The sequence below is a fragment of the Candidatus Aquiluna sp. IMCC13023 genome, from assembly GCF_000257665.1.
Taxonomy (GTDB): Bacteria; Actinomycetota; Actinomycetes; order Actinomycetales; family Microbacteriaceae; genus Aquiluna.
Genome location: NZ_AJKR01000002.1, coordinates 486,312 through 510,083 on the forward strand (window position 1 = coordinate 486,312; position 23,772 = coordinate 510,083).

The 23,772-nt window shown below is 51.9% G+C and carries 23 protein-coding genes; 15 read left to right on the plus strand and 8 right to left on the minus strand.

The annotated features are described in order from the left end of the window. Genes IMCC13023_RS03370 through yaaA form a run of 4 tightly spaced genes read left to right on the plus strand, consistent with a single transcriptional unit; the run spans position 1 to position 3,359 of the window. Positions 1–900, plus strand: coding sequence for a F0F1 ATP synthase subunit gamma (locus IMCC13023_RS03370; protein ID WP_007541259.1), 900 nt, complete (start codon positions 1–3; stop codon positions 898–900). A 15-nt stretch (positions 901–915) separates the two neighbouring features. Then, on the plus strand, positions 916–2,352 hold the full coding sequence (atpD, locus tag IMCC13023_RS03375; RefSeq protein ID WP_040324878.1) for a F0F1 ATP synthase subunit beta: 1,437 nt from the start codon (positions 916–918) through the stop codon (positions 2,350–2,352). Next, a complete protein-coding gene (locus tag IMCC13023_RS03380) occupies positions 2,352–2,621 on the plus strand; it encodes a F0F1 ATP synthase subunit epsilon (RefSeq protein WP_007541264.1) in 270 nt (89 codons plus the stop codon). The genes atpD and IMCC13023_RS03380 overlap by 1 nt, the downstream gene beginning before the upstream one ends. Beyond that, the gene (yaaA, locus tag IMCC13023_RS03385) at positions 2,622–3,359 is read left to right on the plus strand and encodes a peroxide stress protein YaaA (RefSeq protein ID WP_007541267.1); all 738 of its coding nucleotides are present in this window, start codon (positions 2,622–2,624) and stop codon (positions 3,357–3,359) included. On the opposite strand, the gene IMCC13023_RS03390 is transcribed toward yaaA, so the two are convergent. From IMCC13023_RS03390 to IMCC13023_RS03415, 6 genes are all read right to left on the minus strand, one after another. Further along, positions 3,356–4,786, minus strand: coding sequence for a hypothetical protein (locus tag IMCC13023_RS03390; RefSeq protein WP_157775968.1), 1,431 nt, complete (start codon positions 4,784–4,786; stop codon positions 3,356–3,358). The two genes, yaaA and IMCC13023_RS03390, sit on opposite strands and share 4 nt — an antisense overlap. Beyond that, complete coding sequence (locus IMCC13023_RS03395) at positions 4,770–5,255, minus strand: RNA polymerase sigma factor (RefSeq protein ID WP_007541271.1); 486 nt, start codon at positions 5,253–5,255, stop codon at positions 4,770–4,772. Before IMCC13023_RS03395 ends, IMCC13023_RS03390 begins: the two co-directional genes overlap by 17 nt. Positions 5,256–5,298: 43 nt before the next feature. Beyond that, the gene (locus IMCC13023_RS03400) at positions 5,299–5,853 is read right to left on the minus strand and encodes a DNA-3-methyladenine glycosylase I (protein ID WP_007541273.1); all 555 of its coding nucleotides are present in this window, start codon (positions 5,851–5,853) and stop codon (positions 5,299–5,301) included. Beyond that, the gene (locus tag IMCC13023_RS03405; RefSeq protein WP_007541275.1) at positions 5,850–6,347 is read right to left on the minus strand and encodes a methylated-DNA--[protein]-cysteine S-methyltransferase; all 498 of its coding nucleotides are present in this window, start codon (positions 6,345–6,347) and stop codon (positions 5,850–5,852) included. Before IMCC13023_RS03405 ends, IMCC13023_RS03400 begins: the two co-directional genes overlap by 4 nt. A 71-nt stretch (positions 6,348–6,418) precedes the next feature. After that, positions 6,419–7,912, minus strand: coding sequence for an aspartate aminotransferase family protein (locus tag IMCC13023_RS03410; protein ID WP_007541277.1), 1,494 nt, complete (start codon positions 7,910–7,912; stop codon positions 6,419–6,421). A 42-nt stretch (positions 7,913–7,954) separates the two neighbouring features. Beyond that, the gene (locus IMCC13023_RS03415) at positions 7,955–8,428 is read right to left on the minus strand and encodes an Lrp/AsnC family transcriptional regulator (RefSeq protein WP_007541280.1); all 474 of its coding nucleotides are present in this window, start codon (positions 8,426–8,428) and stop codon (positions 7,955–7,957) included. 156 nt (positions 8,429–8,584) lie between these two features. On the opposite strand from IMCC13023_RS03415, the gene IMCC13023_RS03420 reads away from it, so the two are divergent. From IMCC13023_RS03420 to IMCC13023_RS03440, 5 genes are all read left to right on the plus strand, one after another. Continuing rightward, the gene (locus IMCC13023_RS03420) at positions 8,585–10,021 is read left to right on the plus strand and encodes a gamma-aminobutyraldehyde dehydrogenase (RefSeq protein WP_007541282.1); all 1,437 of its coding nucleotides are present in this window, start codon (positions 8,585–8,587) and stop codon (positions 10,019–10,021) included. Between the two features lie 135 nt (positions 10,022–10,156). Next, a complete protein-coding gene (locus IMCC13023_RS03425; protein WP_007541284.1) occupies positions 10,157–11,401 on the plus strand; it encodes a polyamine ABC transporter substrate-binding protein in 1,245 nt (414 codons plus the stop codon). Beyond that, positions 11,402–12,529: an ABC transporter ATP-binding protein gene (locus IMCC13023_RS03430; RefSeq protein WP_007541286.1), complete on the plus strand. Its 1,128-nt coding sequence runs from the start codon at positions 11,402–11,404 to the stop codon at positions 12,527–12,529. After that, on the plus strand, positions 12,529–13,443 hold the full coding sequence (locus IMCC13023_RS03435) for an ABC transporter permease (RefSeq protein WP_007541289.1): 915 nt from the start codon (positions 12,529–12,531) through the stop codon (positions 13,441–13,443). The genes IMCC13023_RS03430 and IMCC13023_RS03435 overlap by 1 nt, the downstream gene beginning before the upstream one ends. Next, positions 13,440–14,240, plus strand: coding sequence for an ABC transporter permease (locus IMCC13023_RS03440; protein ID WP_040324880.1), 801 nt, complete (start codon positions 13,440–13,442; stop codon positions 14,238–14,240). The genes IMCC13023_RS03435 and IMCC13023_RS03440 overlap by 4 nt, the downstream gene beginning before the upstream one ends. Here IMCC13023_RS03440 and IMCC13023_RS03445 read toward each other — a convergent pair. Both IMCC13023_RS03445 and gabT read right to left on the minus strand, forming a co-directional pair. Continuing rightward, entirely contained in the window at positions 14,226–15,587 is a 1,362-nt protein-coding gene (locus IMCC13023_RS03445; protein ID WP_007541294.1) for a transaminase, read from the minus strand. The genes IMCC13023_RS03440 and IMCC13023_RS03445 overlap by 15 nt on opposite strands. Before the next feature lie 68 nt (positions 15,588–15,655). Continuing rightward, positions 15,656–16,981, minus strand: a complete 1,326-nt coding sequence (gabT, locus tag IMCC13023_RS03450) for a 4-aminobutyrate--2-oxoglutarate transaminase (protein ID WP_007541296.1) — start codon at positions 16,979–16,981, stop codon at positions 15,656–15,658. A 76-nt stretch (positions 16,982–17,057) separates the two neighbouring features. On the opposite strand from gabT, the gene dxr reads away from it, so the two are divergent. Genes dxr through IMCC13023_RS03480 form a run of 6 tightly spaced genes read left to right on the plus strand, consistent with a single transcriptional unit; the run spans position 17,058 to position 23,739 of the window. Further along, complete coding sequence (dxr, locus tag IMCC13023_RS03455; protein ID WP_007541298.1) at positions 17,058–18,143, plus strand: 1-deoxy-D-xylulose-5-phosphate reductoisomerase; 1,086 nt, start codon at positions 17,058–17,060, stop codon at positions 18,141–18,143. A 28-nt stretch (positions 18,144–18,171) separates the two neighbouring features. Then, positions 18,172–19,473, plus strand: coding sequence for a M50 family metallopeptidase (locus tag IMCC13023_RS03460; RefSeq protein ID WP_007541300.1), 1,302 nt, complete (start codon positions 18,172–18,174; stop codon positions 19,471–19,473). 53 nt (positions 19,474–19,526) lie between these two features. Further along, complete coding sequence (ispG, locus tag IMCC13023_RS03465) at positions 19,527–20,681, plus strand: flavodoxin-dependent (E)-4-hydroxy-3-methylbut-2-enyl-diphosphate synthase (protein WP_040324881.1); 1,155 nt, start codon at positions 19,527–19,529, stop codon at positions 20,679–20,681. 14 nt (positions 20,682–20,695) lie between these two features. After that, positions 20,696–22,459 (plus strand): proline--tRNA ligase, encoded by a 1,764-nt coding sequence (locus IMCC13023_RS03470; RefSeq protein WP_040324883.1) that lies wholly within the window; start codon positions 20,696–20,698, stop codon positions 22,457–22,459. A gap of 20 nt (positions 22,460–22,479) precedes the next feature. Beyond that, positions 22,480–23,457 (plus strand): transcription termination factor NusA, encoded by a 978-nt coding sequence (nusA, locus tag IMCC13023_RS03475; protein WP_007541305.1) that lies wholly within the window; start codon positions 22,480–22,482, stop codon positions 23,455–23,457. Between the two features lie 24 nt (positions 23,458–23,481). Continuing rightward, the gene (locus tag IMCC13023_RS03480; RefSeq protein WP_040324884.1) at positions 23,482–23,739 is read left to right on the plus strand and encodes a YlxR family protein; all 258 of its coding nucleotides are present in this window, start codon (positions 23,482–23,484) and stop codon (positions 23,737–23,739) included. Positions 23,740–23,772: the final 33 nt, after the last annotated feature.

Sequence of the window (23,772 nt, forward strand, 5' to 3'; positions counted from 1 at the left end):
ATGGGATCGCAACTTCGGGTCTACAGGCAGAAAATAAAGTCTGCCAAGACGACCAAGAAGATCACCCGTGCCATGGAGTTAATCTCGGCATCGAGAATCCAGAAGGCACAGCAGCGTGTGAGCGCGTCAAATCCGTATACCCGGGCTGTTAACAAGGCTGTTTCCGCAGTCGCGACCTACTCAGATGTTGATCACCCTCTTACTCGAAAGATTGAGTCACCTACTCGTTCCGCAATTGTGGTGTTTACATCTGACAGAGGTCTTGCCGGAGCGTTTTCTTCATCTGTCCTCAAAGAAGTTGAGCAGCTGACAAAACTTCTGAAAGATCAGGGTCAAGAGGTTCTTTACTACCTAGTGGGGCGCAAGGCTGTGGCGAACTTCAAGTTCCGTCAGCGTGCAGCGCAGAAGGTGTGGACCGGCGGTACCGACGTCCCGACTCTAGAAACCGCTCGCGAGATTGCTGACGAAATAACTGAGTTGTTCATTAAGTCGACTGAAGACGGTGGCGTTGACCAGATTTATCTTGTGGGAAACCAATTTGTTTCCATGATGGTCCAGGAGCCAAACACCACCAGGCTGTTGCCCTTAGAGATCGTTGAGCAGGAGGCCGAGGAGAGTGAAGTTCATCCACTCTACGAGTTCGAGCCTGAGGTAGAAAAGGTTCTTGACAGTTTGCTTCCGGTTTACATCGAAAACCGCATCTACAACAAAATGCTGCAGTCCGCGGCTGCCGAGCACGCCGCAAGACAAAAAGCGATGAAGAGCGCAACAGACAACGCTGAAAAGTTAATACTGAACTACACCAGACTCTCCAACCAGGCGCGTCAGGCAGAGATCACCCAGCAAATTTCGGAAATTGTTGGAGGCGCAGATGCGCTCTCAACGGTGTCCGAGGACTAAGAAAGAGAAATCATAATGGCCGAGAGCACAAAGACCGCAACGGGTCGTATCGCGCGAGTCAATGGACCGGTGGTAGACATCGAGTTTCCGCATGACTCCATCCCGGAAATCTACAACGCCCTGACCACAGAGGTGGCCTTCGGCGACCAGAAGAGCACCTTGACTCTAGAGGTAGCTCAGCACTTAGGCGACGACCTTGTCAGAGCGATTGCCATGCAGCCGACGGATGGTCTGGTCCGCGGTGGAGTAGTGCACGACTCAGGTAGTCCAATCATGGTTCCAGTTGGTGATGTCACCAAGGGTAAGGTTTTCAACGTTCTAGGCGAGATCTTGAACGGCAAGCCTGGCGAAAAATTTGATATCAAGGAGCGCTGGCCAATCCACCGCACGCCACCTGCCTTCGATCAGCTTGAGTCTAAAACTCAGATGTTCGAGACTGGCATCAAGGTCATTGATTTGCTGACCCCATATGTACAGGGTGGAAAAATTGGACTGTTCGGTGGGGCCGGTGTAGGTAAGACCGTTTTGATCCAGGAAATGATTTACCGTGTTGCTGAGAACCACGACGGTGTCTCGGTATTCGCCGGTGTTGGTGAGCGTACTCGTGAGGGTAACGACCTGATCGAAGAGATGGAAGAAGCAGGCGTTTTGGAGAAGACCGCGCTGGTCTTCGGCCAGATGGATGAGCCACCTGGGACTCGCTTGCGTGTGGCGCTTTCGGCACTGACCATGGCGGAGTACTTCCGTGACGTTCAAGGCCAGGATGTATTGCTCTTCATTGACAACATCTTCCGATTCACTCAGGCCGGAGCCGAGGTATCGACACTTCTTGGTCGTATGCCATCAGCCGTTGGGTACCAGCCAAACTTGGCTGACGAGATGGGTCTATTGCAGGAGCGCATTACTTCTACCAAGGGTCACTCAATTACCTCACTTCAGGCCATTTATGTTCCTGCCGATGACTACACCGACCCGGCTCCAGCAACCACCTTCGCTCACTTGGACGCAACCACTGAGCTAAGCCGTGAGATTGCTTCACGTGGTCTTTACCCAGCCGTGGATCCACTGAGCTCAACCTCGCGTATTTTGAGCGCCGCCTACCTAGGCGACGACCACTACAACACTGCGATTCGTGTCAAGGCCATCCTCCAGAAGAACAAGGAACTCCAAGAGATCATCGCAATTCTGGGTGTCGAGGAGCTTTCCGAGGAAGACAAGATCACCGTTTCAAGAGCGCGACGCATGGAGCAGTTCCTGAGCCAGAACACCTTCATGGCAACCAAGTTCACCGGTGTTGCTGGATCGACTGTGCCGCTAAAGGACACCATCGAGGGATTCACTATGATCGCCGATGGAGAACTTGATCACGTGCCAGAGCAGGCTTTCTATAACTGCGGTGGCATAGATGACGTGATGAAGGCCTATGAGCGCATCAAGAAAGACCTCGGCTAGTGGCCAACCTTATTCAGGTGAACTTAGTTGCCGCGGACCGCGAGATTTGGTCCGGGGAGGCATCTATGGTCATTGCTAAAACCTCAGAGGGCGAGATTGGATTACTTGCTGGGCATGAGCCCATGCTTGCAATTCTGATTCCTGGCTCAATCAGAGTGACTACAGCCGACGGCGGGAAAGTTGTTGCCGAAACTGAAGCGGGTGGCTTTTTGTCGATGGAGCATGACACTCTGACTCTCGTGGTCAGGGACGCTCACTTAGTTAGCTAAATGCTAGTTCTACTGCCGCCGTCGGAGACCAAGCGTCCCGGCGGCGTTGGTGTTTCCATAGATAAAGCCGCAATTATTTGGGCGGCCCTGGATCCCGCAAGAGATGTTGCGGTAAAAGCTCTAATTCAGCTGTGCCAGGACGAAGAGGCGGCTGCAAAGTCCCTAAAGCTTGGCAAGACAAACAGAAAAGACATTCAGGCAAACCTAGAGATTATGACTTCCGGGACAATGCCTGCCCTGCAGCGCTACACAGGTGTGTTGTATGACGCACTTGGTTACGATGAGCTTTCCAAAGACGCTCTCCAGCGAGCAGAAAATCAGATGTTCATACAGTCTTCTTTGTTTGGGCTAGTCCCGGCTATGGAGCGGATTCCTTACTATCGGCTTTCCGCAGGCTCTTTGCTTCCGGGGGTTTCTCTTTCAAGACTTTGGGCGGATGCCCATAAGGATGTCTGGCCGAGGCTCAAGGGTCAAATTTTGGATATGAGATCCAAAGCATATGTTTCTTTGAATCCAATTCCGAAGGACAAGGACTCCTTTTTCTTGGAAGTGCTAGACGCCAACAGTGGCAGAGCACTCAATCACTTCAACAAAAAGGCCAAGGGCGCTTTTGCCAAGGCCTTTTTGGAGACGGGGCTTCAATCCAGTTCGGAGATTCCAATGGTCGCAAAGCGTGCTGGCTTGGAAGCCAGAGTTTCGGGGCGAATAGTAGAGCTGTTCGTGCCAGCAGGCTTTTAGTCGATCATTTCCGAGACAGCGGGTCCCTTTTGGTTCACATCCATCGGCAGCATGACCATCGGTTCGGGAAGTTCAATAACTCCTTCTTCCAAGGAAATGACTGAATCAAACCAACCCTGATCATTGAAAAGCACATATCCCGGCACTAACCAGTAGTTTCCCAACGAGTCCCAAACTGACAACATGGTTGCTTCGGCCCGTTCAACGGTTAGCTGGATGATTTCTGGCTCATAGTTTTGATTTGGATCCTGTATGTACGGATCGTCGATTGAGACAGCTCCAGGTTCTGTGGCAGGCGCTGTTCCATCCTCTAAGTAGGGTTCGGGCTGAATCTCGTCGCTAATTCCAGCCTCTACTGGTTCGCTACTCGCCGTTCTTGAATCGGCGGCCATTTGGCCCTCAATGCTTCGGTAGAAACGCTCTGGAGGGTTTCCATACCAGCGACCCTCCGAAATACGGCTAACCGCGTCGATAGCAGAAACGGTATCGAATGAACCTCTGGGGACAAGCTCAATGCTGTGGCTAGAGAAGTAGGTCAGTTGGCCATCCATTCCCCAGTTCAAATACGTTTGCAAGCCGCTTTCAACTGAGTTAGTCAGGTAGGGAAGGGATGCGTATGCTCCCCAGTCGTCGCGGTAGATCGTGATCGAGTCCTCTTGGAAATCAAGGCCCGCACGCTCAAGCAGTGAGACGGCTTCGATCTTCAGCTCTGAGGCCGAGGGAATTAGTTCAGGGGTTGGTTGGGGCTCGCAAGACTGTAATTCGTCATTTGAAGCTTCCGCTGCATCGGCCGCGCAGTCGTATCGGTAATCGCTCCAATTTGAGAATGACCAGCTACCGGTTCCGCTCCAGTAGATGCTGAGGTAGGCGTTTTCTTCCGTTATCGAATAGCTCGGGTAACTATCGTCTGACCATTCGTCACGAACTGGCTCGCCAGTTACTCCAAACAGAATGCTCATTTTCTTCAAGATATCTAGAGGGTCGCCGACAAGTTTTCCTTGAAAAACCTGACCGTTGCCGGTTGCGTCAGTGACTCCTGGCCCTGCGTTATATTCGTAGCTAATCCAGCTGGGCCAATAGACCGAGGATTCTGCCATGTCCGAGGTTCCCTCGGCACTCGAGCTCAGCTTCTGGCCGCCACCCGATGCATCTGCGACGGTGAACAACGCAGGGGGCGTCATAACTGCGGGCAGGGTCACAGCAAGCGCTACCGCGGTCACAGCAAGCGAGAAACCGCCAACCCCGACCCCTAGCCTTAGTCCGCGAAAGCCGAACTGCCTTTGGGGTTTGCCAAGGGATGCACCTGTGACAACCGTGTGGTCTAGTACGGGGGCATCTCGCCCAGGATCAGCTGATGCGATTCTTTTCTGAAGCTCAAATTCTTCGTTCATGTCAGTTATGCGTAACCAGCTACTGAATATTTTCAAGATTTAGCAAACCTTTTAGTTTTTGCTTTGCCCGGGTTAGCCTTATAGCCGCCGCATTTTCGGACATCTCGAGTACTTTCGAGATTTCTGCGTTTGAAAGACCTTCAAGCGCCCAAAGCGAAATTATTTCTCGCTCCGCTGGGATCAGGCCGGCAAAAGCATCGCTGAGCTCTATATCTGCCAGGGCGATTGATTCAGCGGATGGTGCTGCTACTGGTTCGGCGAGCCTGGCCAGGATGCCATTGCGCCCGGATTGCTTGCGATGAAAGTTAGAGACCAGATACCGAGCTGTTTTGTAAAGCCACGGCAATTCGAAGCCCTCAGGAATTTGTTCTTTCTTGCTCCAGGCAATCTCAAAAAGATCCGATGCTAGATCTTCGACCTCACTAATAGGAACTCGCCTGGACAAATATGCGCTGATCATTGGCAACTGAGCGCGAAACACTCGGTTGAATTCCTCTGGCGACATATGGCTCCTCTAACTACTAAATGTAGTCAGTGCACAAATATTTTCAGCTAGATAAGAAGCAATTTACTGAGTGATCTTTTACCATTCCTGTTGATTGCATAAGGGCATACATGGTCGTGGAGCCAACAAATTTTATTCCGAGCCGCTTGAGCTCTTTGCTGAGGGCATCGGACTCTGGACTCGTTGTGATCGATTCTTGAGATCTGCCGGATGACGATGGGTTTGGGGCGAAGGACCAAAGAATTTGTGTCAGGTCCAGGGACTTGTCCAGGATTACCCGCGCATTATTTACGGCGGCGGATATTTTGGCTCGATTCCTGATTATGCGCGAATCGGACATCAGCTCTTCGATCTTCGATTCGTCAAAGGCTGCGACTTTATCTAATTCGAAGTTATCAAAAGCTTCCCGAAAGCCCTCTCTTCGCTTCAGGATTGTTAGCCAGCTCAGACCCGCCTGAAAGCCTTCGAGGGTCATTTTCTCGAAGAGGTTTCGTTGCCCCGTAAGTTCTTTGCCCCACTCGTTGTCGTGGTAGTCGATGTAAATCTGATCCGAGTTGACCCAAGGACACCGGACGAGATCTTGGGAGCCGGTGCTCATTCTTTGAACTCAATCTGCTCAAAGGCCAAGAGCCAACGCTTGGTAACCAGGCCCTCGCCACCGGAGTACCCAGTAATTCGTCTCTCTGCACCTAAAATCCGGTGGCAACCGACCAGTAGTGGCAACGGGTTCGCACCCACTGCACCGCCAACGGCACGAACCGCCCTTGGGTTTCCGACGGCCAAGGCTAACTCTGCATAGGTGCTCTGCTCACCGAAGTCCAGCTTGGCTATTTGCGCCCAGACTGCCAGCTGGAAAGCGGTTCCGGCTATGTCCAAAGGAACAGAGAAGCCCTTCCTGGAACCTTCGAAGAATTCAGACAGCTGATCGGCCGCATCTAGAGCAAAACGGTGTGCTTTCGCCGAGTCTGAAAATTCAATTCGAACGGAACCAGGCGGCAAAATTTCTATTCGAGCGACACCAGCCTGAGTAGCGCCAATGGAAATTTTTCCTATGGGGGATTTAATCAGCTTGAGCGACGATAGTTCTGTCATGTCAAGAAGTATTGCAAAGTTTCCAGCAGGTCCGAAATTTAGGCTCCGGGACCTGTGGAAAAATTACCAAGTTAGAGTCGCTTACCGGCCTCTATCAGAACCGATCTCAGTATTTGCTCGATCTCTTCGAATTCCTTCGGACCGCAGGTAAGGGGAGGGGCAAGTTGAATTACCGGATCCCCACGATCGTCGGCACGGCAGTAGAGACCCTGTTCGTAAAGAGCGTTATTCAAGAATCCTCGAAGAATTTTCTCGGACTCTTCTCGAGTCAGAGACTCCTTAGTTTCCTGATTTCGAACTAGCTCTATTGCGAAGAAGTAACCATCGCCTCTAACGTCTCCAACGATTGGCAGGTCCTTCAGCTTTTCAAGTGTCTTGCGGAAGATCGGGGAGTTGATCCGGACGTTGTCGACCAGTCTTTCCTTGTCATAGATGTCCAAGTTTGCCAATGCCACCGCGCAAGCGACCGGATGGGCCGCGAACGTATAGCCATGGGCAAGAGTGACGGTGCCCTCGTTGAAAGGAGTGAAGTATTTTTCCTTTATGAATAGAGCGCCGAGTGGTGCGACACCTGAAGTAATCGCCTTGGCGGTGATCATCATGTCTGGATTTATGTCGTATCGCTGTGATCCAAACATTTCTCCGGTGCGGCCAAAGCCGGTGATGGTTTCGTCTGCGACCAAGATAACGTCGTACTTATCGCAGATTTCGCGAATGCGCTTGAAGTAGCTGTTTGGTGCCGTGAAGCATCCACCCGCATTTTGAATTGGCTCGACAAAGAATGCCGCAACAGTATCGGGCCCTTCAAATAAGATAACTTCTTCTAAGCGGTTGGCAGCCCAGAGCGCGAATTCATCCTCGGTTTTGAAACGTGAATCTGCTCGATACCAGTTGGTGTTCGGGATGCGGAATGTGGATGGAACAAGCGGCTCAAACATCTGCTTGAAGGCGGCAATTCCAGTTATTGAAAGCGCACCGTGGCTGGTGCCGTGATAGGCGGTCTGCCGAGAAATCACCTTGTGTTTTAGGGGTTTGCCCGTCATCTTGAAATACTGCTTGGCGATCTTCCAAGCCGATTCCACTGCTTCGCCACCACCGGTGGTGAAAAAGATTCTGGTCAGGTCCTTTGGCGCGTATGAAATCAACCTCTCGGCAAGCTCTACGGCTCTTGGGTGTGCGTAGGACCATAGCGGCATGAAGTCAAGCTCCATGGTTTGTTTGGCAGCAGCATCAGCTAGTTCTTGTCTGCCGTGCCCAGCGTTGACCGTGAAGAGTCCGGATAGTCCGTCGATGACTCTGCGGCCCTTTGAATCAGTCAGGTAGTGACCATCGGCCTTCTGAATAATGGTCATGTCAATTTTGTTGTATGGGCTGTGACGAGTGAAGTGCATCCAAAGGTGCTTCTTCGCACTCTTTTGAAGCGCCTTGTCCCCGACCTCTTGACCGGCTGCCATGGCGTGGACTATCGGGAAGTCGGACTTGGATGCATTTGAAACGTGGCTTTTTTTCTTGGAACTGAACAGATCCCTTAGGGATTTAGTCTTGTTGTTCTCCTGGATTGCCATTTCATATCACTTCTTACTGTTTTTTAGTTGGAGAGAAACTCGTCATCGAGTTCCCCAGTTGTAGTGCTGCTTTTCTAGTTTTAGGTACACAAAACTTTCGGCGGAAATGACTCCGGGCAATGCTCGTATTTGCTCATGGATAAGGGCTAGCAGGGCATCATCGTCCTCGCAGACAGCCTCAGCCATGATGTCGAAGCTTCCGGCAGTCAGCACCACATAGTCAACGGAGGCTATCTCTGCCAGCGACTTAGCGATAATCAGAGCATTTCCGGAGCATTTGATTCCGATCATCGCTTGTCTCGAAAAACCCAAGACAAGAGGGTCGGTTACCGCGACAATTTGCATAACCTTGGCTTCAGTCAACTTCTGGACTCGCTGCCTCACGGCCGCTTCAGATAGTCCGACGACCTTTCCAATTTCCGCGTAGGACTTCCTACCGTCATGCTGCAGCTCTTCGACGATGAGCTTAGAAGTCTCGTCAAGTTGCGACCGGCGGGTCCTTAGGGTTTTGGACATACCGTCAGTATCACACTTTTTAGCGTCCCAAATGGTCTTTTCCGCCGAATTATTGTCAATTTGTTACGAAATCGGTCCTGTTTGGAGACTTGAGTGTCGAAATGCTTATTTGGGTTTAGAGTTTTAGTGGATTAACTCGAAGAGGAGTGGTGAACAGTGGCCGTAAAAAAATTGCAGAACTTTATTGGTGGCAAATATCAGCCACCTGTAACCGACAGTGTTAGCGACGTTATCGACCCGTCGACTGAGCAGGTTTATGCGCATGCTCCAGTATCTAGCGCCGCTGATGTCGACCACGCTTATAAGGTCGCTGCTAAAGCTTTCGAAACTTGGTCACAGACAACCCCCTCCGAACGCCAGCTTGCGCTGTTTAGAATTGCGGACGCTCTTGAGGCAAGGGCCGAAGAAGCGGCTGATGTTGAGTCTGAAAATACCGGCAAGCCCCGAACCACATTGGTTGACTACGAAATCGGACCTTCGATTGATCAGATTCGATTTTTCGCGGGAGCAGCCAGGAACCTGGAGGGCAGGGCGACTGCCGAATACTTGAGGGATCACACTTCTTCTATTAGAAGAGAGCCAATCGGCGTTATCGGTCAAGTGACCCCTTGGAACTACCCACTCAATATGGCGGTTTGGAAGTTTGCACCGGCCATTGCCGCGGGAAACACAATCGTTCTAAAGCCCTCGGACACCACTCCGGCCTCGACTCTGCTGCTTGCCGAGATCGCGAGCGAGTTTCTGCCAGAAGGGGTCTTCAACGTTGTCACCGGTGATCGAGATACTGGTCGGGCAATGATTGAGAACCACATACCTCAGATGGTTTCCATCACCGGTTCAGTGCGCGCAGGAATGGAGGTTGCGAAGAGCGCTTCCAGTGACCTAAAGCGCGTCCACCTTGAGCTGGGCGGTAAGGCTCCGGTGATAGTTTTTGCCGATGCCGACTTCCAGAAGGCTGCCGAGGGCATTGTTGCTGCAGGCTTCTTCAACGCGGGTCAGGATTGCACTGCGGCCACGAGGTTGCTAGTTCAGGAATCGGGATATGACGATTTCATGAGTGCACTTATTGCCGAGGTAAAAAAGAGTGCAAAGGTTGGCATGCCGAGTGAGCCAGATATTTTGTTTGGCCCGGTTAATAATGCTAACCAGCTGGCTCGGGCCCAGGGTTTCATCGACAGGTTGCCTGACCACGCAAAGATTGAAACCGGAGGATCACGAATCCCCGGTAGCGGTTACTTCTTTGAGCCGACTGTGCTGTCTGGCCTAAAGCAAACTGACGAGCACATTCAGGACGAGATCTTTGGCCCAGTCATGACCGTCCAGAAATTCAAGGATGATGCCCAGGCATTGGAGTGGGCTAATGACATCAGATATGGCCTGGCATCTTCGGTTTGGACAACTAACCACACCAGGGCAATGCGTTTCGCTAAGTATCTGGATTTTGGAACCGTCTGGGTAAATACCCACATTCCATTGGCCGCTGAAATGCCACACGGTGGCTTCAAGCACTCCGGATACGGAAAAGATCTATCTCACTACGGCTTCGAGGACTACACGAGAATCAAACACGTGATGCACTACATAGGAGATTGAAAAGTAAAGATTAGATTTCATTGCCTCTTTTTTGGTGAAAGTTGTGCAAAGCTTTCCCTTGCCTTTGGACCCTAAAGAAAATAGGACGTGAAAAACCGATAACCGCAGGAAGCTGCGTAAACCTAGGAGAATGCTATGAAGCGAGGACTACCTCAAGACCCAATGTTGGCTCAGCTTGTTCAGATGGCTAGACAGCACCAAATCTCTCGAAGAACGGCTCTTGCCGGCGTCGGTGGAACCGCCGCAGCGTTATCGCTTGCATCATGTGCTGCCGCCGAAGAGACGGTTGTTGCGGCTACCGACCTTTCCGACAGTGAGAAGGTACTTACCTGGCACAACTGGGCGGCCTACATGGACGAAGATGATGACGGTAACTACCCAACCTTGCTTCGCTTCCAAGAACAGAGCGGAATCACTGTCGATTACCGCATTGAGATTGATGACAACGACACTTGGTACGCCAAGGTCAAGGACCAGCTAGAGCTTGGCCAGGACATCGGTGCTGATGTTGCCTGTCCAACCACCTGGATGGCAGCTCGCCTTCGCGGTCGTGGATACCTTCAGGCGATGGACAACGCAAACATGCCAAACAAAGTTGCGAACCTAGCTCCTGGCTACCAGGGTAACCCGGATGACCCAGACCGCGTTTACTCAATTCCTTGGCAGGGTGGATTTGCTGGAATTGGCTACAACAAGCAGGCCTACAAAGAAGCAACCGGCAAGGATGAGCCGGCAACCATGTCCGACCTTTGGGCTGCAGAGCTAAAGGGCCGTGTCGGGTTGCTTTCCGAGATGCGCGACACCGTCGGGCTTGTTCTTTTGAGCCAGGGCATCGACATTGCTTCCGCGGACAGCCTCACTGAGGATGCTTTCAACGCAGCTCTCGAAGAGATCAAGACTCAGATTGGCAGCGGACAGATCTATAACGTCCGCGGAAATAGCTATCTTGACGACCTAACTACCGGAAACATCATCGCTGCAACCGCTTGGTCCGGTGACATCACTGTCATCAACTACGAAAGCGGCACCGATGAAGACCCAGAACCATTCGGCTTCGTTTTCCCCGAATCTGGTGCGACTCTTTGGGCTGACGAGTTCGTTGTCCCAATTGGCGCAACTCACAAACGCAATGTTGAAGCTCTAATCGAGTACTACTACGACCCAGTAAACGCAGCTGAGCTTGCTCTTTGGGTGAACTACATCACTCCAGTAGTTGGAGCCAAGGAAATTGCCGCTGAAGCCGACCCAGAATTGGCAGAAAATCAGCTTATTTTCCCGAACGCTGACACTCTGGCTAAGAGCCATTCGTTCCGGAGCTTGACTGGACCAGAGGAGCAACGTTTCTCGGCTGCTTGGCAAAACCTTCTTCTAGGTTCCTAGGTGGCCACTGAGTTCATAGCCAGAGGTCAAGATCTGGAGCTAAAAGGTATTCGCAAGGAGTTCCCCGGTTTTGTTGCTGTCGATAATCTCGACCTCAAGATTCCTGCCGGGGAGTTCTTTGCTCTTTTAGGGCCATCGGGCTGCGGTAAGACAACGACTCTGCGCATGATTGCAGGGCTCGAGAGTCCCTCAAAGGGCGAAATATTACTGGGCGGCAAAGATATCGCCGGCATGAAACCTCATGAGCGACCCGTAAACACAGTCTTTCAAAACTATGCGCTGTTTCCGCACATGAGTGTTTTGGAAAATGTGGCTTTTGGAATTCGGCAGCGGAAGTTAAACGAACCACTTGCAAAGGCTGAAAAAGCTCTTGCGATGGTGGAGCTTGAACATCTGGCACAACGCAGGCCGCAGCAATTATCCGGTGGACAGCAGCAACGAGTCGCTCTTGCACGAGCCCTGGTTAACCGACCGTCCCTGCTTCTACTAGACGAGCCACTGGGAGCGTTAGACCTAAAGCTTCGTCGTCAGATGCAGATTGAGCTAAAGGCGATTCAGATGGAAGTTGGACTTACCTTCCTGCACGTAACTCACGACCAGGAAGAAGCCATGGACATGGCCGATACTGTGGCGGTTATGAATCAGGGGCACATCGAACAGCTTGGTTCACCCGAGGTCCTTTATGACCGACCTAAGACTGCCTTTGTGGCCAAGTTCCTGGGTCAATCAAACATGTTTATCGGCAAGGTAACCGAAACTAACTCTGAAACCACAAGCATCGAATACAAGGGTAAGAAAATTACCGGCTTGACTAAGAGAAGTGAGAAGGTAACTGGAGTCATTGCAATCGGCGTAAGACCCGAAAAAACCTACTTCCACGAGACTCAGCCAATCGATGACCCAGGCCTGAACATTTTGGGCCCAGGAGAGATAACCGATATTCGATTCACCGGAGTTTCCAATCAGTATCAGATTGACATTCCAGGAATCGGCGTCATGACTGTTTTCGCTCAGAACATCGGCCGTTCTCCGGTCGTTGAGCTTGGGGCGCAGGTTTATGTCAGCTGGAAAATTGAGCACAGCTTTGGGCTGTCCGATCTTCCCTCCGGAGTAGAAGAAGAGCAGTAATGGCTTTCGTGGCATTCGGGTCACAGACTCCGGCTAAGGAGCAGGGACCTTCAAAGACCGGTCGTGTGGCGCTGTTTTTATTGCTGCCAGGCTTGTTCTACCTAGCGCTATTTTTTATCACACCTCTGGTGTCTCTGATCATCACCTCGTTGAAAGCCCCCAGTGCTACCGGGGCTATCGGAAGGTATGACTTCGGTCTGGAATTTGGTAACTACGTGTATGCGGTCACGCAGTACGCTCCCCAGATTTTTCGTTCGTTTAGCTTCGCGGTCCTTGCAACCGTACTTGCCCTAGCCATCAGCTACCCCATTGCATACTTCATCGCCGTCAAGTCAAGAAACAGACCGCTTCTGAAAGGAATCCTGCTAACCCTGGTTGTGGCGCCTTTCTTCATCTCGTTTTTGCTGCGTACTTTTGCCTGGAAGCAGATTTTCTCGAATGATTCGCTGGTCGTGAACGTTCTCAAAGACATCGGTATTTTTGGAGCGGACAGCTACATAATCGGCACTAACTTTGCGGTGGTTTTTGGTTTGGTTTATAACTTCATCCCGTTTATGACGCTGCCAATTTATGCCAACCTGGACCGACTTGATTTGAGCCTGGTTGAAGCCGGGTCGGACCTGTATGCAAGCCCGTCAAAAACCTTCCGGAAAATCACCCTTCCACTGTCACTTCCAGGAATCATCTCGGGAACTCTTTTGACGTTTATCCCGATTAGCGGAGACTATGTGGTGGCCAGCAGAGACTTCTTGGGAGGCCCAGATACTGCAATGATTGGCAACGTGGTTGAGGCTAACTTCCTTAGAATTCAGGATTACCCGACCGCATCGGCAATCTCGGTAATGCTAATGGCAACAATCGTGGTGTTGGTCTCAGCGTATGTTCGACGCAGTGGAACGGACGACCTACTATGACACGTTTCTCACTGGGCAAGTACCTGCTTCCAACCTATGTGTTCCTGACGTTCTTGTTCCTTATGGTCCCAATCGGATACACCTTCGTGTTCTCCTTCAATGATTCTATTAAGTCGAACATAATCTGGCGCGGCTTCACTCTTGATAACTGGCTAAACGTTTGCGATCAAGCGGATGTTTGTGGGGCTTTCGGTAACTCCCTGCTGGTTGCAGTAACTGCAACGGCAGTGTCGACAGTCCTGGGGACAATGATTGCTATTGCGCTCGTGCGATACCGTTTTAAATTCCGCAGCGCGACCAACTTGCTGCTGTTTTTGCCGCTGGCAACCCCCGAGGTCGTCATGGGCGCAGGGCTCGCGGCTCAGTTTCTTGACTTTGGTTGGACCAAGGGTCTAACCACAGTGATCATCGCTCACGTCATGTTCACCCTGAGTTTCGTTGTTGTCACCGTTAAGGCAAGGGTCGCAACTTTGGACCCGGCCTTAGAGGAAGCAGGCCGAGACCTCTATGCGTCTCCAATGCAGGTGTTTTGGAAGATTACGTTCCCACTATTGCTCCCCGGAATTCTTTCGGCGGCAATGCTTGCGTTCGCTCTGAGTTTTGATGATTTCATCATTACTCAATTCAACTCCGGCTCAGTTGACACTTTTCCTAAGTTTGTCTACACGGCCGCAGCCAGAGGGATCCCGCCGGAGGCGAACGTCGTTGGCTCATTTGTTTTCATTGTCGCAATCGCAATTGTTATTGCGGTGCAGGTCAGATCGGCACTAAAGAAGCGAAAACTACTTAGCAAATAGTAGTTCCACCGCATCGCGAAAGTGGCGGTGGTGTTTTTCAATGTCGACGGCGGTGGTATCAGGCGAGACTAAAACCATATTGTGAAATGGCGTCATCAGAATGCCTTGGTTTATTGCGTGAAGCTGAAGGAACTGCCCCAATTCAAAGTCCTCGGCAGCCGCGGCTTCGGCTCCTGTTGAGGGCGCCGTTTCTCTAAAGCTATATTCGCCTCGGCAGCCAATTCTGGACACCTGCCAAGGTAATTGATATTCATCGATGGTGGCCTGAATGTTTGCCTGCCAGGTCACTGCCAACTGCTCCATGCGAGCGAAGTTCTCGGGCGTTAGCACTTCTTCGAGGGTGGCACGGACTGCGGCCATCGACAGGGCGTTCCCGGCCAATGTGCCGCCAACGCCTCCAACGTCGATGCTTTCAAGCTCAAGGCTGTTTGCTATCTTCTCTGAAAGCTCTTCCGAGAAACCAAGTGCGCCAACCGGAACTCCGCCACCTATGGTCTTGCCAAGGACAACTGCGTCGGGCTTGAGGCTATCCCGAGCCGTGATGCCGCCTGCGCCTGCGGAAAGAGTGTGGGTCTCATCAAGCGCAAAGATGACATCGTATTTTACGCACAGCGCTTGGAGGCCCTCTAGGTAGCCTGGCTCTGGTAATACGATGCCAATGTTTGTTAGCCCTGGTTCAATCAAGAGCAGTGCGACTTCGCCAGTCGCAAATGCCTTTTCGGCAGCAGCCAAGTCGTTGAATGGTAACGAGACGGTTGTGGTGTTTAGCTCCGATGGTTTGCCAATATTATTTGGCCTCGAAATTGTGTTTCCTTGATCATCAAGCACCGCAAAGGTCTCGTCAACGCTTCCGTGATAGCAGTAGTCGTGAACCGCGATCTTTGCCCTGCCGGTTACTTGCCTAGCAAAGCGTATTAGGTGGCGATTGGCGTCGGTCGCGCTAAGAGTGAACTGCCACTTTGGAAGACCGAACCTGGCTCCAAGCGTTTCGGCATTTCTTGACGCGTCGAGGGTCGGAAGCATAAAGGTGGCCCCCTTAGCTATCTGGTCCTGCACCGCCTTCACAGTCGGCGCTGAGGCATGTCCAGACATTGCTCCAGTGTCCCCAAGGCAAAAATCAGTGAAGTCATTGCCGTCAAGATCGGTAAAGTGAGCGCCTTTTGCGCTCTCTACGTAAACCGGAAAGGGTCCTGGCCATTTCGCCATCCAGAGCATTGGAACGCCATTGACCAACGACGCTTGAGATTTTTGGTGAGCCTTTTGCGAATTTGGATGGGTCGCGACGTAGGTGCTCACTTCTTTGGCAAATAGCTCAGCTAGAAGCCGGCGGTCCTCATATTGACTCATGTCGTTCCAGTCTTAGCTTTGGTTTAGTGGTTATTCGTACAGTTTTTGGCCGGGAGCTGGCCACGGAGCTAGAGGGTTGCCAGGCCTTCTGAAATGACATCCAATGCCTCGTGGAGTAGTTCATCGGAGATGGAAAGCGGCGGAAGCAAACGAACGACGTTTGCATAGGTTCCGGCATTGAGAACCACGACACCATTTTTGTGGCAGTGCCTTAAGAGGGCGTCCGTGGCGGGCTGGTTGGGGTCAAGAGTGCCAGGCATCACTAGTTCAAATGCTTGCATGGCGCCAACTCCACGAACTTCACCAATCACCGGATACATCGTCATCATCTCAGTTAGACGCTCTACGATTATGGCGCCAATTTCCTGAGCGCGATCTAGCCAGTTCCCTTGTTCAAGTTGTTCCATGACCGCCACTGCGGCCGCCACGGCAGTCGGTGAGCCACCAAAGGTACCACCTAGGCCACCGGCGTGTGCCGAGTCCATAATTTCGGCCCGGCCTACAACGCCGGAAAGCGGCATGCCGCCTGCAATTCCCTTGGCAACGGTCACTAAGTCGGGGTCGAAACCTTCTTCCCACTGGCTAGCAAACCATTTTCCGGTCCTGGCCATACCGCTTTGAACTTCGTCGGCAACCATGACAATTCCATTCGCCTTGCACCAGCTGTCGATTGTTTTCAGGAATCCTGGGGCCGGCACTATGAATCCGGCTTCTCCCTGAATGGGCTCGATGAAAACGGCGGCAAGTTGGGAGGCACCAACTCTTTTTTCTAGATAGGTAATGGTCCTTGCTGCCGCCTGCTCGCCTGTCATTCCCTCAGGGTCGCGGAACGGGTAGCTCATGGGTGCGTGGTGAATGCTTCCGGGAAGTGGACCGAAGCCAGTGGCATAGGGATGCGCCTTGAAGTTCATCGCCATCGTAAGGCTGGTTCTACCGTGGTAAGCGTGGTCGAAAACTGCGATCTCAGTCCTGCCGGTCGCACGTCTTGCAATCTTCACTGCATTTTCAACGGCTTCGGCACCTGAATTAAAAAAGGCGACTTTTTTTGGAAAAGAACCGGGGGAGTGAGCCGCTAGAAGTTCAGCTGCTCGAACATATTTCTCATAGGGGGCAACGGTGAACAGGGTGTGAGTCAGTTTTGCAACCTGCTCCTGAACTGCGGCAACCACGCCGGGGTTTGTGTGGCCGATTGTGACTACACCAATGCCTGTGCCCATGTCGATCAACTGGTTACCGTCGACATCCTCGAGGATCGCGCTGTGCGCTCGCTCAATGAACACCGGAAGCATTGTTCCGACACCCGAAGAAACAACCGCGGTTCGGCGCTTTTGAAGCTCTGCCGACTTAGGTCCTGGGATAGGGGTGTTCAAGATTCTTTTTTGTTCAAGGCTCATGTCTAAATTCTAGATACTTATATGGATTTTTATCATTCCTGACTCGCAATGCGGATGGAGTTCTAAGCTTTGGTAGATGCGCACTGTTTTGGTCTTAGGCTCCACCGGTTCTGTCGGTACTCAAACGCTGGAGTTGCTGGCGGCAAATCCCGACAAGTTTCAGCTCGTCGGGATCTCTGGAAACTCGAATATCGAGCTACTCGAATCTCAACGCGTCCAGTTCGGCTTGTCCAAGGAAAGAGCCGTCCTTGGTCCGGAGCTGGCCGCTGACTTAGCTGGTGAGCTGTCAGCAGATGTGGTGGTTAACGGAATAACCGGTTCTGCCGGATTGATGGCAACCCTTTCTGCTCTTCGCGCAGGAAGCAAGCTAGCGCTCGCCAATAAAGAGTCTCTGATAGTTGGTGGGTCGCTGGTTACTCAGCTTGCGGCGAAAGATCAAATCTTGCCCGTCGACTCCGAGCACTCGGCAATCGCTCAGTGCTTAATGGCAGGTCAAAAATCTGAAGTTTCGAGGCTCATATTGACTGCCTCCGGTGGTCCGTTTAGAAACATGTCGAGGGCCGAACTCGAGAACGTAACTCCAGCTCAGGCCCTCAAGCACCCGACTTGGAGCATGGGCAAGGTCATAACTACTAATTCGGCGACCATGGTAAACAAGGGCCTAGAGGTAATTGAGGCTCACATTTTATTTGGTATCGGGTTCGAAAATATTGCCGTGACAGTTCATCCTCAATCGATTGTTCACTCTATGGTCGAGTTTTATGACGGTTCGGTTATTGCACAGGCATCCGTACCGGATATGAAGCTTGCGATTGGCTTTGCTATCGGTTGGCCAGATCGGCTTGCCCACTCGACAAAGCCGTTGGATTTCACTCAAAGTCATCGATGGGATTTTGAACCGCTTGACGAGGATGCCTTCAACGCCGTCAAGTTGGCAAGACAGGTTGGGCAGGCAGGGCTTACTTTTCCAGCCGTCTATAACGCAGCAAATGAGCAGGCTGTTGAGGCTTTTCACCGCGGTGAAATATCTTTCCTGGGTATCACCGACACGATCGATAAGGTGCTTCAGGTTCATACTCCCGGGCCCTTGAGTCTCGAAAGTCTCTTGGCTGCAGAAAGCTGGGCCAGACGGACTGCCGATTCGCTGATAGCACAGAGCTAAAGCATCAAGTGTTAGGTACCCTTGAACCGTGATCGACATCCTCTTATACGCGGCCGGAATTGCAATTGTCCTAATTGGAATTGCTCTGTCAATTGGTCTGCACGAAATTGGTCACCTGATACCGGCGAAAATTTTTGGCATTCGAGTCAATCAATACATGATCGGATTTGGTCCGACCGTTAAGTCCTGGACCAGGGGCGATACCGAATACGGAATAAAGGCGATACCTCTGGGTGGCTATATCCTCATGACTGGAATGTATCCTCCCGAGTCCAAGCAGTATCGGGGCCCATTCGCGAGTTGGATTAGGGATGCCAGACAGCAAGTAAGACAGGGCATCGAGCCCAGCGATGAAAATCGCCAGTTCTACAAACTTTCCGCTCCAAAAAAGCTAACCATCATGCTCGGCGGACCGCTGATGAATCTTTTTTTGGGCATGCTGCTTATTCTTTTGGCGCTCAGCGGTGTTGGAACAATGCAATCCACGATGAGCGTCAGCAAAGTCTATGAATGCATCGAGGCCGATTCTGCCGGTAATTGCCCAAGTGGATCACCCGTTTCGCCTGCTATTGCCGCCGGGCTGTTACCTGGCGACATCGTCAATCAGGTCAACGGCAAACCAGTTCTGAACTGGAACGAAGTAATTGCTGGACTGAGCAAGAACCAAACGAGTCAGTCAATGCTGGGGGTTGCTCGCGACGGGGCGAATGTCACCCTGGCAATTACGCCGTCGTTTATTGAGACCCAAGTTTTCCTAGAGTCGGGAGCGGCAGCTTTAGACGCGGCTGGAAATAAAGTCACTGAACTCAGGCCAATTTTGGGTATTCAGTTGGGGTCTGAGATGACGCCACTAAGCATTAGAGAATCCGTCGGCTTCTCTCTCACCGCAACCGGCGGAATGCTTGCCTTCGTCGCTGATTTGCCGCAGCAGGTCTATAAGGTCGCGGCAAGTACCTTCGGAAGCACGGATCGAGATCCAAATGGTGCGGTCTCTATTTTGGGGGTGGGTCAGTTAGCGGGAGAGTTGACTGCAGCCGATATTGGCGTGGAGGCCAAGCTGGCCTCGCTGCTTTTGCTAATCGGATCTTTGAATCTCGCGCTATTTGTCTTTAATCTGATTCCGTTGCTGCCGCTAGATGGTGGACACGTTCTTGGGGCGCTTTACGAAAGCGCGAAGAGAAGGTCTTGGATGCTTGTTGGAAAGAGCGACCCGGGACCAATCGATACTGCTAGAGCACTACCTGTCGCATACGCGGTGTGGATGCTGCTGATTGCGACGGGCCTGATACTAATATTAGCGGACCTTGTAAACCCAATAACATTGGGTTAGGAAGCAACTTTCCTCCTTTGCTGTTGAAGCTTGGAGCAAACGAGAGGTAATAAGTGCCAGCTGTAAATCTTGGTCTTCCAGTAGGACCCCCTCCAACAATCGCCCCTAGGCGGAAGACTCGCCAAATAATGGTTGGGAAGGTGCCTGTCGGCTCGGATTCTCCAATTTCGGTGCAGTCGATGACCACCACTCAGACCACAGACATCAATGGAACGCTTCAGCAAATTGCTGAATTGACTGCAACGGGCTGTGACATTGTTCGGGTTGCTGTCCCAACCAGTGATGATGCAAAAGCTTTGAGGGTAATTGCCAAGCGATCCCAGCTTCCGGTGATCGCCGATATTCACTTCCAGCCAAAATATGTTTTCCAAGCTATTGAAGCTGGATGCGGAGCGGTGCGAGTCAATCCAGGAAACATTAGAAAATTTGATGACCAAGTTGGCGCAATTGCAAAAGCTGCCAAGGACGCCGGAGTTTCAATCCGCATCGGCGTGAATGCCGGATCTCTAGATCCAAGACTGTTGCAAAAGTATGGCAAGCCAACCGCTGAGGCCCTCGTGGAGTCCGCCGTTTGGGAAGCGAGCTTGTTCGAAGAGCATGATTTTCATGATTTCAAGATTTCCGTGAAGCACAATGACCCAGTTGTAATGGTCAAGGCCTATCAGCTACTTGCCGAACGGGGAGACTGGCCATTTCACTTAGGAGTTACCGAGGCCGGACCGGCATTCCAAGGAACAATCAAGTCCTCAGTGGCCTTTGGTGCTTTGTTGGCTCAAGGAATCGGTGACACGATTCGAGTCTCGCTGTCAGCTCCGCCGGTTGAGGAAATCAAGGTGGGCTCGCAGATCCTGGAGAGCCTGAACCTTCGTCCTAGAAAGCTAGAGATTGTCTCTTGCCCAAGCTGTGGGCGAGCGCAAGTAGATGTTTATACTCTTGCAAACGATGTTACCGAGGGGCTTTCTCACCTGACTGTTCCAATTCGCGTTGCCGTTATGGGTTGCGTTGTAAACGGACCGGGTGAAGCAAGGGAAGCAGATTTGGGAGTTGCCTCAGGAAACGGCAAGGGTCAGATTTTCGTTAAGGGCGAGATAATCAAAACGGTTCCGGAAAACGAGATTGTTGCCACTTTGATTGAAGAGGCAAACCGAATTGCGGCCGAAATGGACAGCGCACTTATCGGAACCGCTCAGGTAAGCGTCGGGGAGTAGCTAACATTGTGCTCATGCCATATCGCCTGAGCTCATTATTCCTAAGGACCCTTCGAGAAGACCCAGCTGACGCTGAGGTAGAAAGCCACAGGTTGCTTGTTCGCGCGGGCTACATACGGCGCGCGGCACCGGGAGTTTTCAGCTGGCTACCCCTTGGGCTGATGGTCAAATCCAAGATTGAACAAATCGTTAGAGAAGAAATGGCCGCCGCTGGTGCTCAAGAGGTTTTCTTTCCGGCTCTGCTCCCAAAAGAGCCCTATGAGGTAACCGGTCGGTGGGACGACTACGGAGATAACATTTTCCGCTTGAAAGACAGAAAAGACGCGGAGTACTTACTGGCGCCAACTCACGAAGAGGTTTTTACTCTTTTGGTGAAGGATCTTTATAACTCCTATAAAGATCTTCCATTGAGCATCTACCAAATTCAAAATAAATACCGCGATGAGGCCAGGCCACGAGCCGGTCTTCTGCGTGGTCGCGAGTTCGTAATGAAAGATGCGTACAGCTTTGATGTGACTGACGAGGGCCTCGAGGTTTCTTATCAGGCCCAGCGCGCAGCCTACGAGCGCATTTTCACGCGCCTGGGTCTTGAGTATGTGATCGTGAGCGCGGATGCCGGAGCAATGGGTGGATCGAAATCGGAGGAGTTTCTGAGCCCTTCGGAAATTGGCGAAGACTCATTTGTTCGATCAGCATCCGGCTTCGCTGCAAATGTCGAGGCGGTTAGGTTTGCGCAGTCACCGGCCATAACTCCGGATAACCAAGCGGCGGTGGATCACGCATCGCCCAACACTCCAACAATTGCTAGTTTGGTTAGCTTTTCAAATGAGAATCACCCCAAGGCAAATGGCACCTGGCACGCCGCTGACACCCTGAAAAACGTGGTGCTTGCGCTAATAGCCGGAGATGGAAAGCGAAGGCTGGTGACAGTTGGAATTCCCGGCGATCGAGAAGTTGACCAAAAGCGCGCCGAGGCCTGGTTTGGCTGCGATGTTGAGCCGGCCAACGAAGCCGATTTCAAGAGTCACCCCGAACTCGTCAAGGGCTACATCGGACCCCGTAAAGGCTCGAAACAATTTTTGGGCCTAAAAGCTGAGTCGAAGATCGAGTACCTTCTGGACCCCAGAATTGCTGAGGGAAGTTCGTGGATTACCGGTGCCAATAAGGATCAGATGCACACTTGGTACCTGACTTTTGGTCGAGACTTTTCTTCGGATGGAATTGCAGATATTGCCGAGATTCGCGCCGGAGATCCGGCCCCGGACGGTTCAGGGCCCTTGGAAATGGCTCGCGGCATCGAAATCGGTCACATTTTTCAGCTGGGTCGTAAATACGCCGAGGCGCTGGGCCTAAAGGTGCTTGATTCAAACGGAAAGCTTGTGACAGTAACCATGGGCTCATATGGGATTGGCGTGACCAGGTTGGTGGCAGTAATTGCTGAGTCGTTCCATGACGAAAAGGGTTTGATATGGCCAGATTCAGTGGCTCCTGCGAACCTTCACGTGATTGCGGCTGGTAAGGATGAGGCTGCCTTTGAGACCGCTGAGTCCCTGACCGTAGCCGCTGAGGCTCTTGGGCTTAGGGTCATGCTTGATGACCGACTAAAGGTCAGCCCCGGAGTGAAATTTGCGGACGCGGAACTGATTGGAAATCCTTGGATCATTATCTGCGGCCGAGGTGTCGCAGATGGCGAAGTGGAACTTTGGAACAGAGTGACAGGCGAACGTTCTCAAGTAAAGATAGACTCAGTTCTCGCTGAGCTAATGGCTAAGCGCTAGAAACTAAAAAGAGGCGAGTCATGGATATCGATTTACAAGTTCTTCGTCTACTGGAGCGCGAGCGGGAAATCCCATTTGACGAGCTAGTCCTGATAATCGAGGCCGCCATTCTGGCTGCTTTCGCCAAGGGCTTTCCGGAACCCGTAAAGGGAGCGCGAGCCGAGCTTGATCGCAAAACTGGTCATGTTCGAATCTTCCAATCCACTCTCGATGAGGACCTAGAGCCCGTTGGTGAAGAGGAAGTGACCCCCGAAGGTTTTGGTAGAGTCGCCGCTTACGCCGCTAAGCAGGTTATTGCGCAGCGGATGCGGGACATCTCAGACGAAGGCTTGTTAGGCGAGTTCAAGGGCAAAGAGGGCGACATAGTCTCTGGCCAGATTCAACAGGGCTCCAGATCACACATGGTTTATGTGAATTTAGGCTCAATCGAGGCGCTTATGCCTCCCGAAGAGCAGGTTCCAACCGAAGAGTATCTGCACGGAAGTCGCATCAGAGTCTATGTAACGAGCGTTCAAATGGGAACCAGAGGTCCTCAGATTACTGTTTCCAGGACCCACCCGGGCTTGGTTAGAAAACTTTTCGCCATGGAGGTACCAGAGGTCGCTTCCGGCCAAGTGGAAATTGCTTCCGTTGCTCGCGAGGCGGGCCACAGAACCAAGATTGCTGTTTTTGCAAAAGAACCCGGAATCAATGCCAAGGGAGCTTGCATTGGCGAACTTGGCCAGCGAGTCCGGGCTGTTAGCGCGGAATTGAATGAGGAAAAAATCGACGTTGTTGATTTCTCGGAGGACTTGGCGACCTTCGTAGCTCACGCCCTGTCACCAGCCAGAGTCTCGGACAGCTTCGTTTTAGACGCTGCAACCAAGGCAGTTAGAGTATTAGTGCCTGATTTTCAGCTTTCGCTGGCAATCGGCAAAGAGGGTCAGAACGCCCGCCTGGCAGCGAAATTGACCGGTGCCAAAATCGACATTCAGCCAGATAGCATCCTTGAGGGATAGCGTCATTAGGTAAGGGGCCCTAGAATGGAGCCTATTCGGACCTGTGTTGGCTGCCGCCAACGAGATTCGATGAAGCACCTGCTAAAAATTGTTTCAGAGGATCAAAGTTTTGTTCTTGACCAGCGGCGAAAGCTAGCCGGAAGAGGGGCTTGGGTTCATGAAAAATGTTTGCGGCTGGCGCTTGATCGAAAAGGTCTAGTTCGCGCCTTGGGTGACTCTAATTCGGAGTCTCTTGAGACATGGCTTAGAAATCAGGCACAAAACATGGCTGACACACAATGAGTTTCTCGAAATGAGAACCCCTCAGAACTAAGG

What these genes read in the sequence shown, in the direction of transcription:
- IMCC13023_RS03445 (WP_007541294.1), bottom strand. Translation starts at nt 15,587, where the DNA reads ATGAGTCAATATGAGGACCGCCGGCTTCTAGCTGAGCTATTTGCCAAA.
- IMCC13023_RS03425 (WP_007541284.1), top strand. Translation starts at nt 10,157, where the DNA reads ATGAAGCGAGGACTACCTCAAGACCCAATGTTGGCTCAGCTTGTTCAG.
- dxr (WP_007541298.1), top strand. Translation starts at nt 17,058, where the DNA reads ATGCGCACTGTTTTGGTCTTAGGCTCCACCGGTTCTGTCGGTACTCAA.
- yaaA (WP_007541267.1), top strand. Translation starts at nt 2,622, where the DNA reads ATGCTAGTTCTACTGCCGCCGTCGGAGACCAAGCGTCCCGGCGGCGTT.
- IMCC13023_RS03370 (WP_007541259.1), top strand. Translation starts at nt 1, where the DNA reads ATGGGATCGCAACTTCGGGTCTACAGGCAGAAAATAAAGTCTGCCAAG.
- IMCC13023_RS03410 (WP_007541277.1), bottom strand. Translation starts at nt 7,912, where the DNA reads ATGGCAATCCAGGAGAACAACAAGACTAAATCCCTAAGGGATCTGTTC.
- nusA (WP_007541305.1), top strand. Translation starts at nt 22,480, where the DNA reads ATGGATATCGATTTACAAGTTCTTCGTCTACTGGAGCGCGAGCGGGAA.
- IMCC13023_RS03395 (WP_007541271.1), bottom strand. Translation starts at nt 5,255, where the DNA reads ATGTCGCCAGAGGAATTCAACCGAGTGTTTCGCGCTCAGTTGCCAATG.
- IMCC13023_RS03415 (WP_007541280.1), bottom strand. Translation starts at nt 8,428, where the DNA reads ATGTCCAAAACCCTAAGGACCCGCCGGTCGCAACTTGACGAGACTTCT.
- IMCC13023_RS03440 (WP_040324880.1), top strand. Translation starts at nt 13,440, where the DNA reads ATGACACGTTTCTCACTGGGCAAGTACCTGCTTCCAACCTATGTGTTC.
- IMCC13023_RS03405 (WP_007541275.1), bottom strand. Translation starts at nt 6,347, where the DNA reads ATGACAGAACTATCGTCGCTCAAGCTGATTAAATCCCCCATAGGAAAA.
- IMCC13023_RS03470 (WP_040324883.1), top strand. Translation starts at nt 20,696, where the DNA reads ATGCCATATCGCCTGAGCTCATTATTCCTAAGGACCCTTCGAGAAGAC.
- atpD (WP_040324878.1), top strand. Translation starts at nt 916, where the DNA reads ATGGCCGAGAGCACAAAGACCGCAACGGGTCGTATCGCGCGAGTCAAT.
- IMCC13023_RS03400 (WP_007541273.1), bottom strand. Translation starts at nt 5,853, where the DNA reads ATGAGCACCGGCTCCCAAGATCTCGTCCGGTGTCCTTGGGTCAACTCG.
- IMCC13023_RS03480 (WP_040324884.1), top strand. Translation starts at nt 23,482, where the DNA reads ATGGAGCCTATTCGGACCTGTGTTGGCTGCCGCCAACGAGATTCGATG.
- IMCC13023_RS03435 (WP_007541289.1), top strand. Translation starts at nt 12,529, where the DNA reads ATGGCTTTCGTGGCATTCGGGTCACAGACTCCGGCTAAGGAGCAGGGA.
- gabT (WP_007541296.1), bottom strand. Translation starts at nt 16,981, where the DNA reads ATGAGCCTTGAACAAAAAAGAATCTTGAACACCCCTATCCCAGGACCT.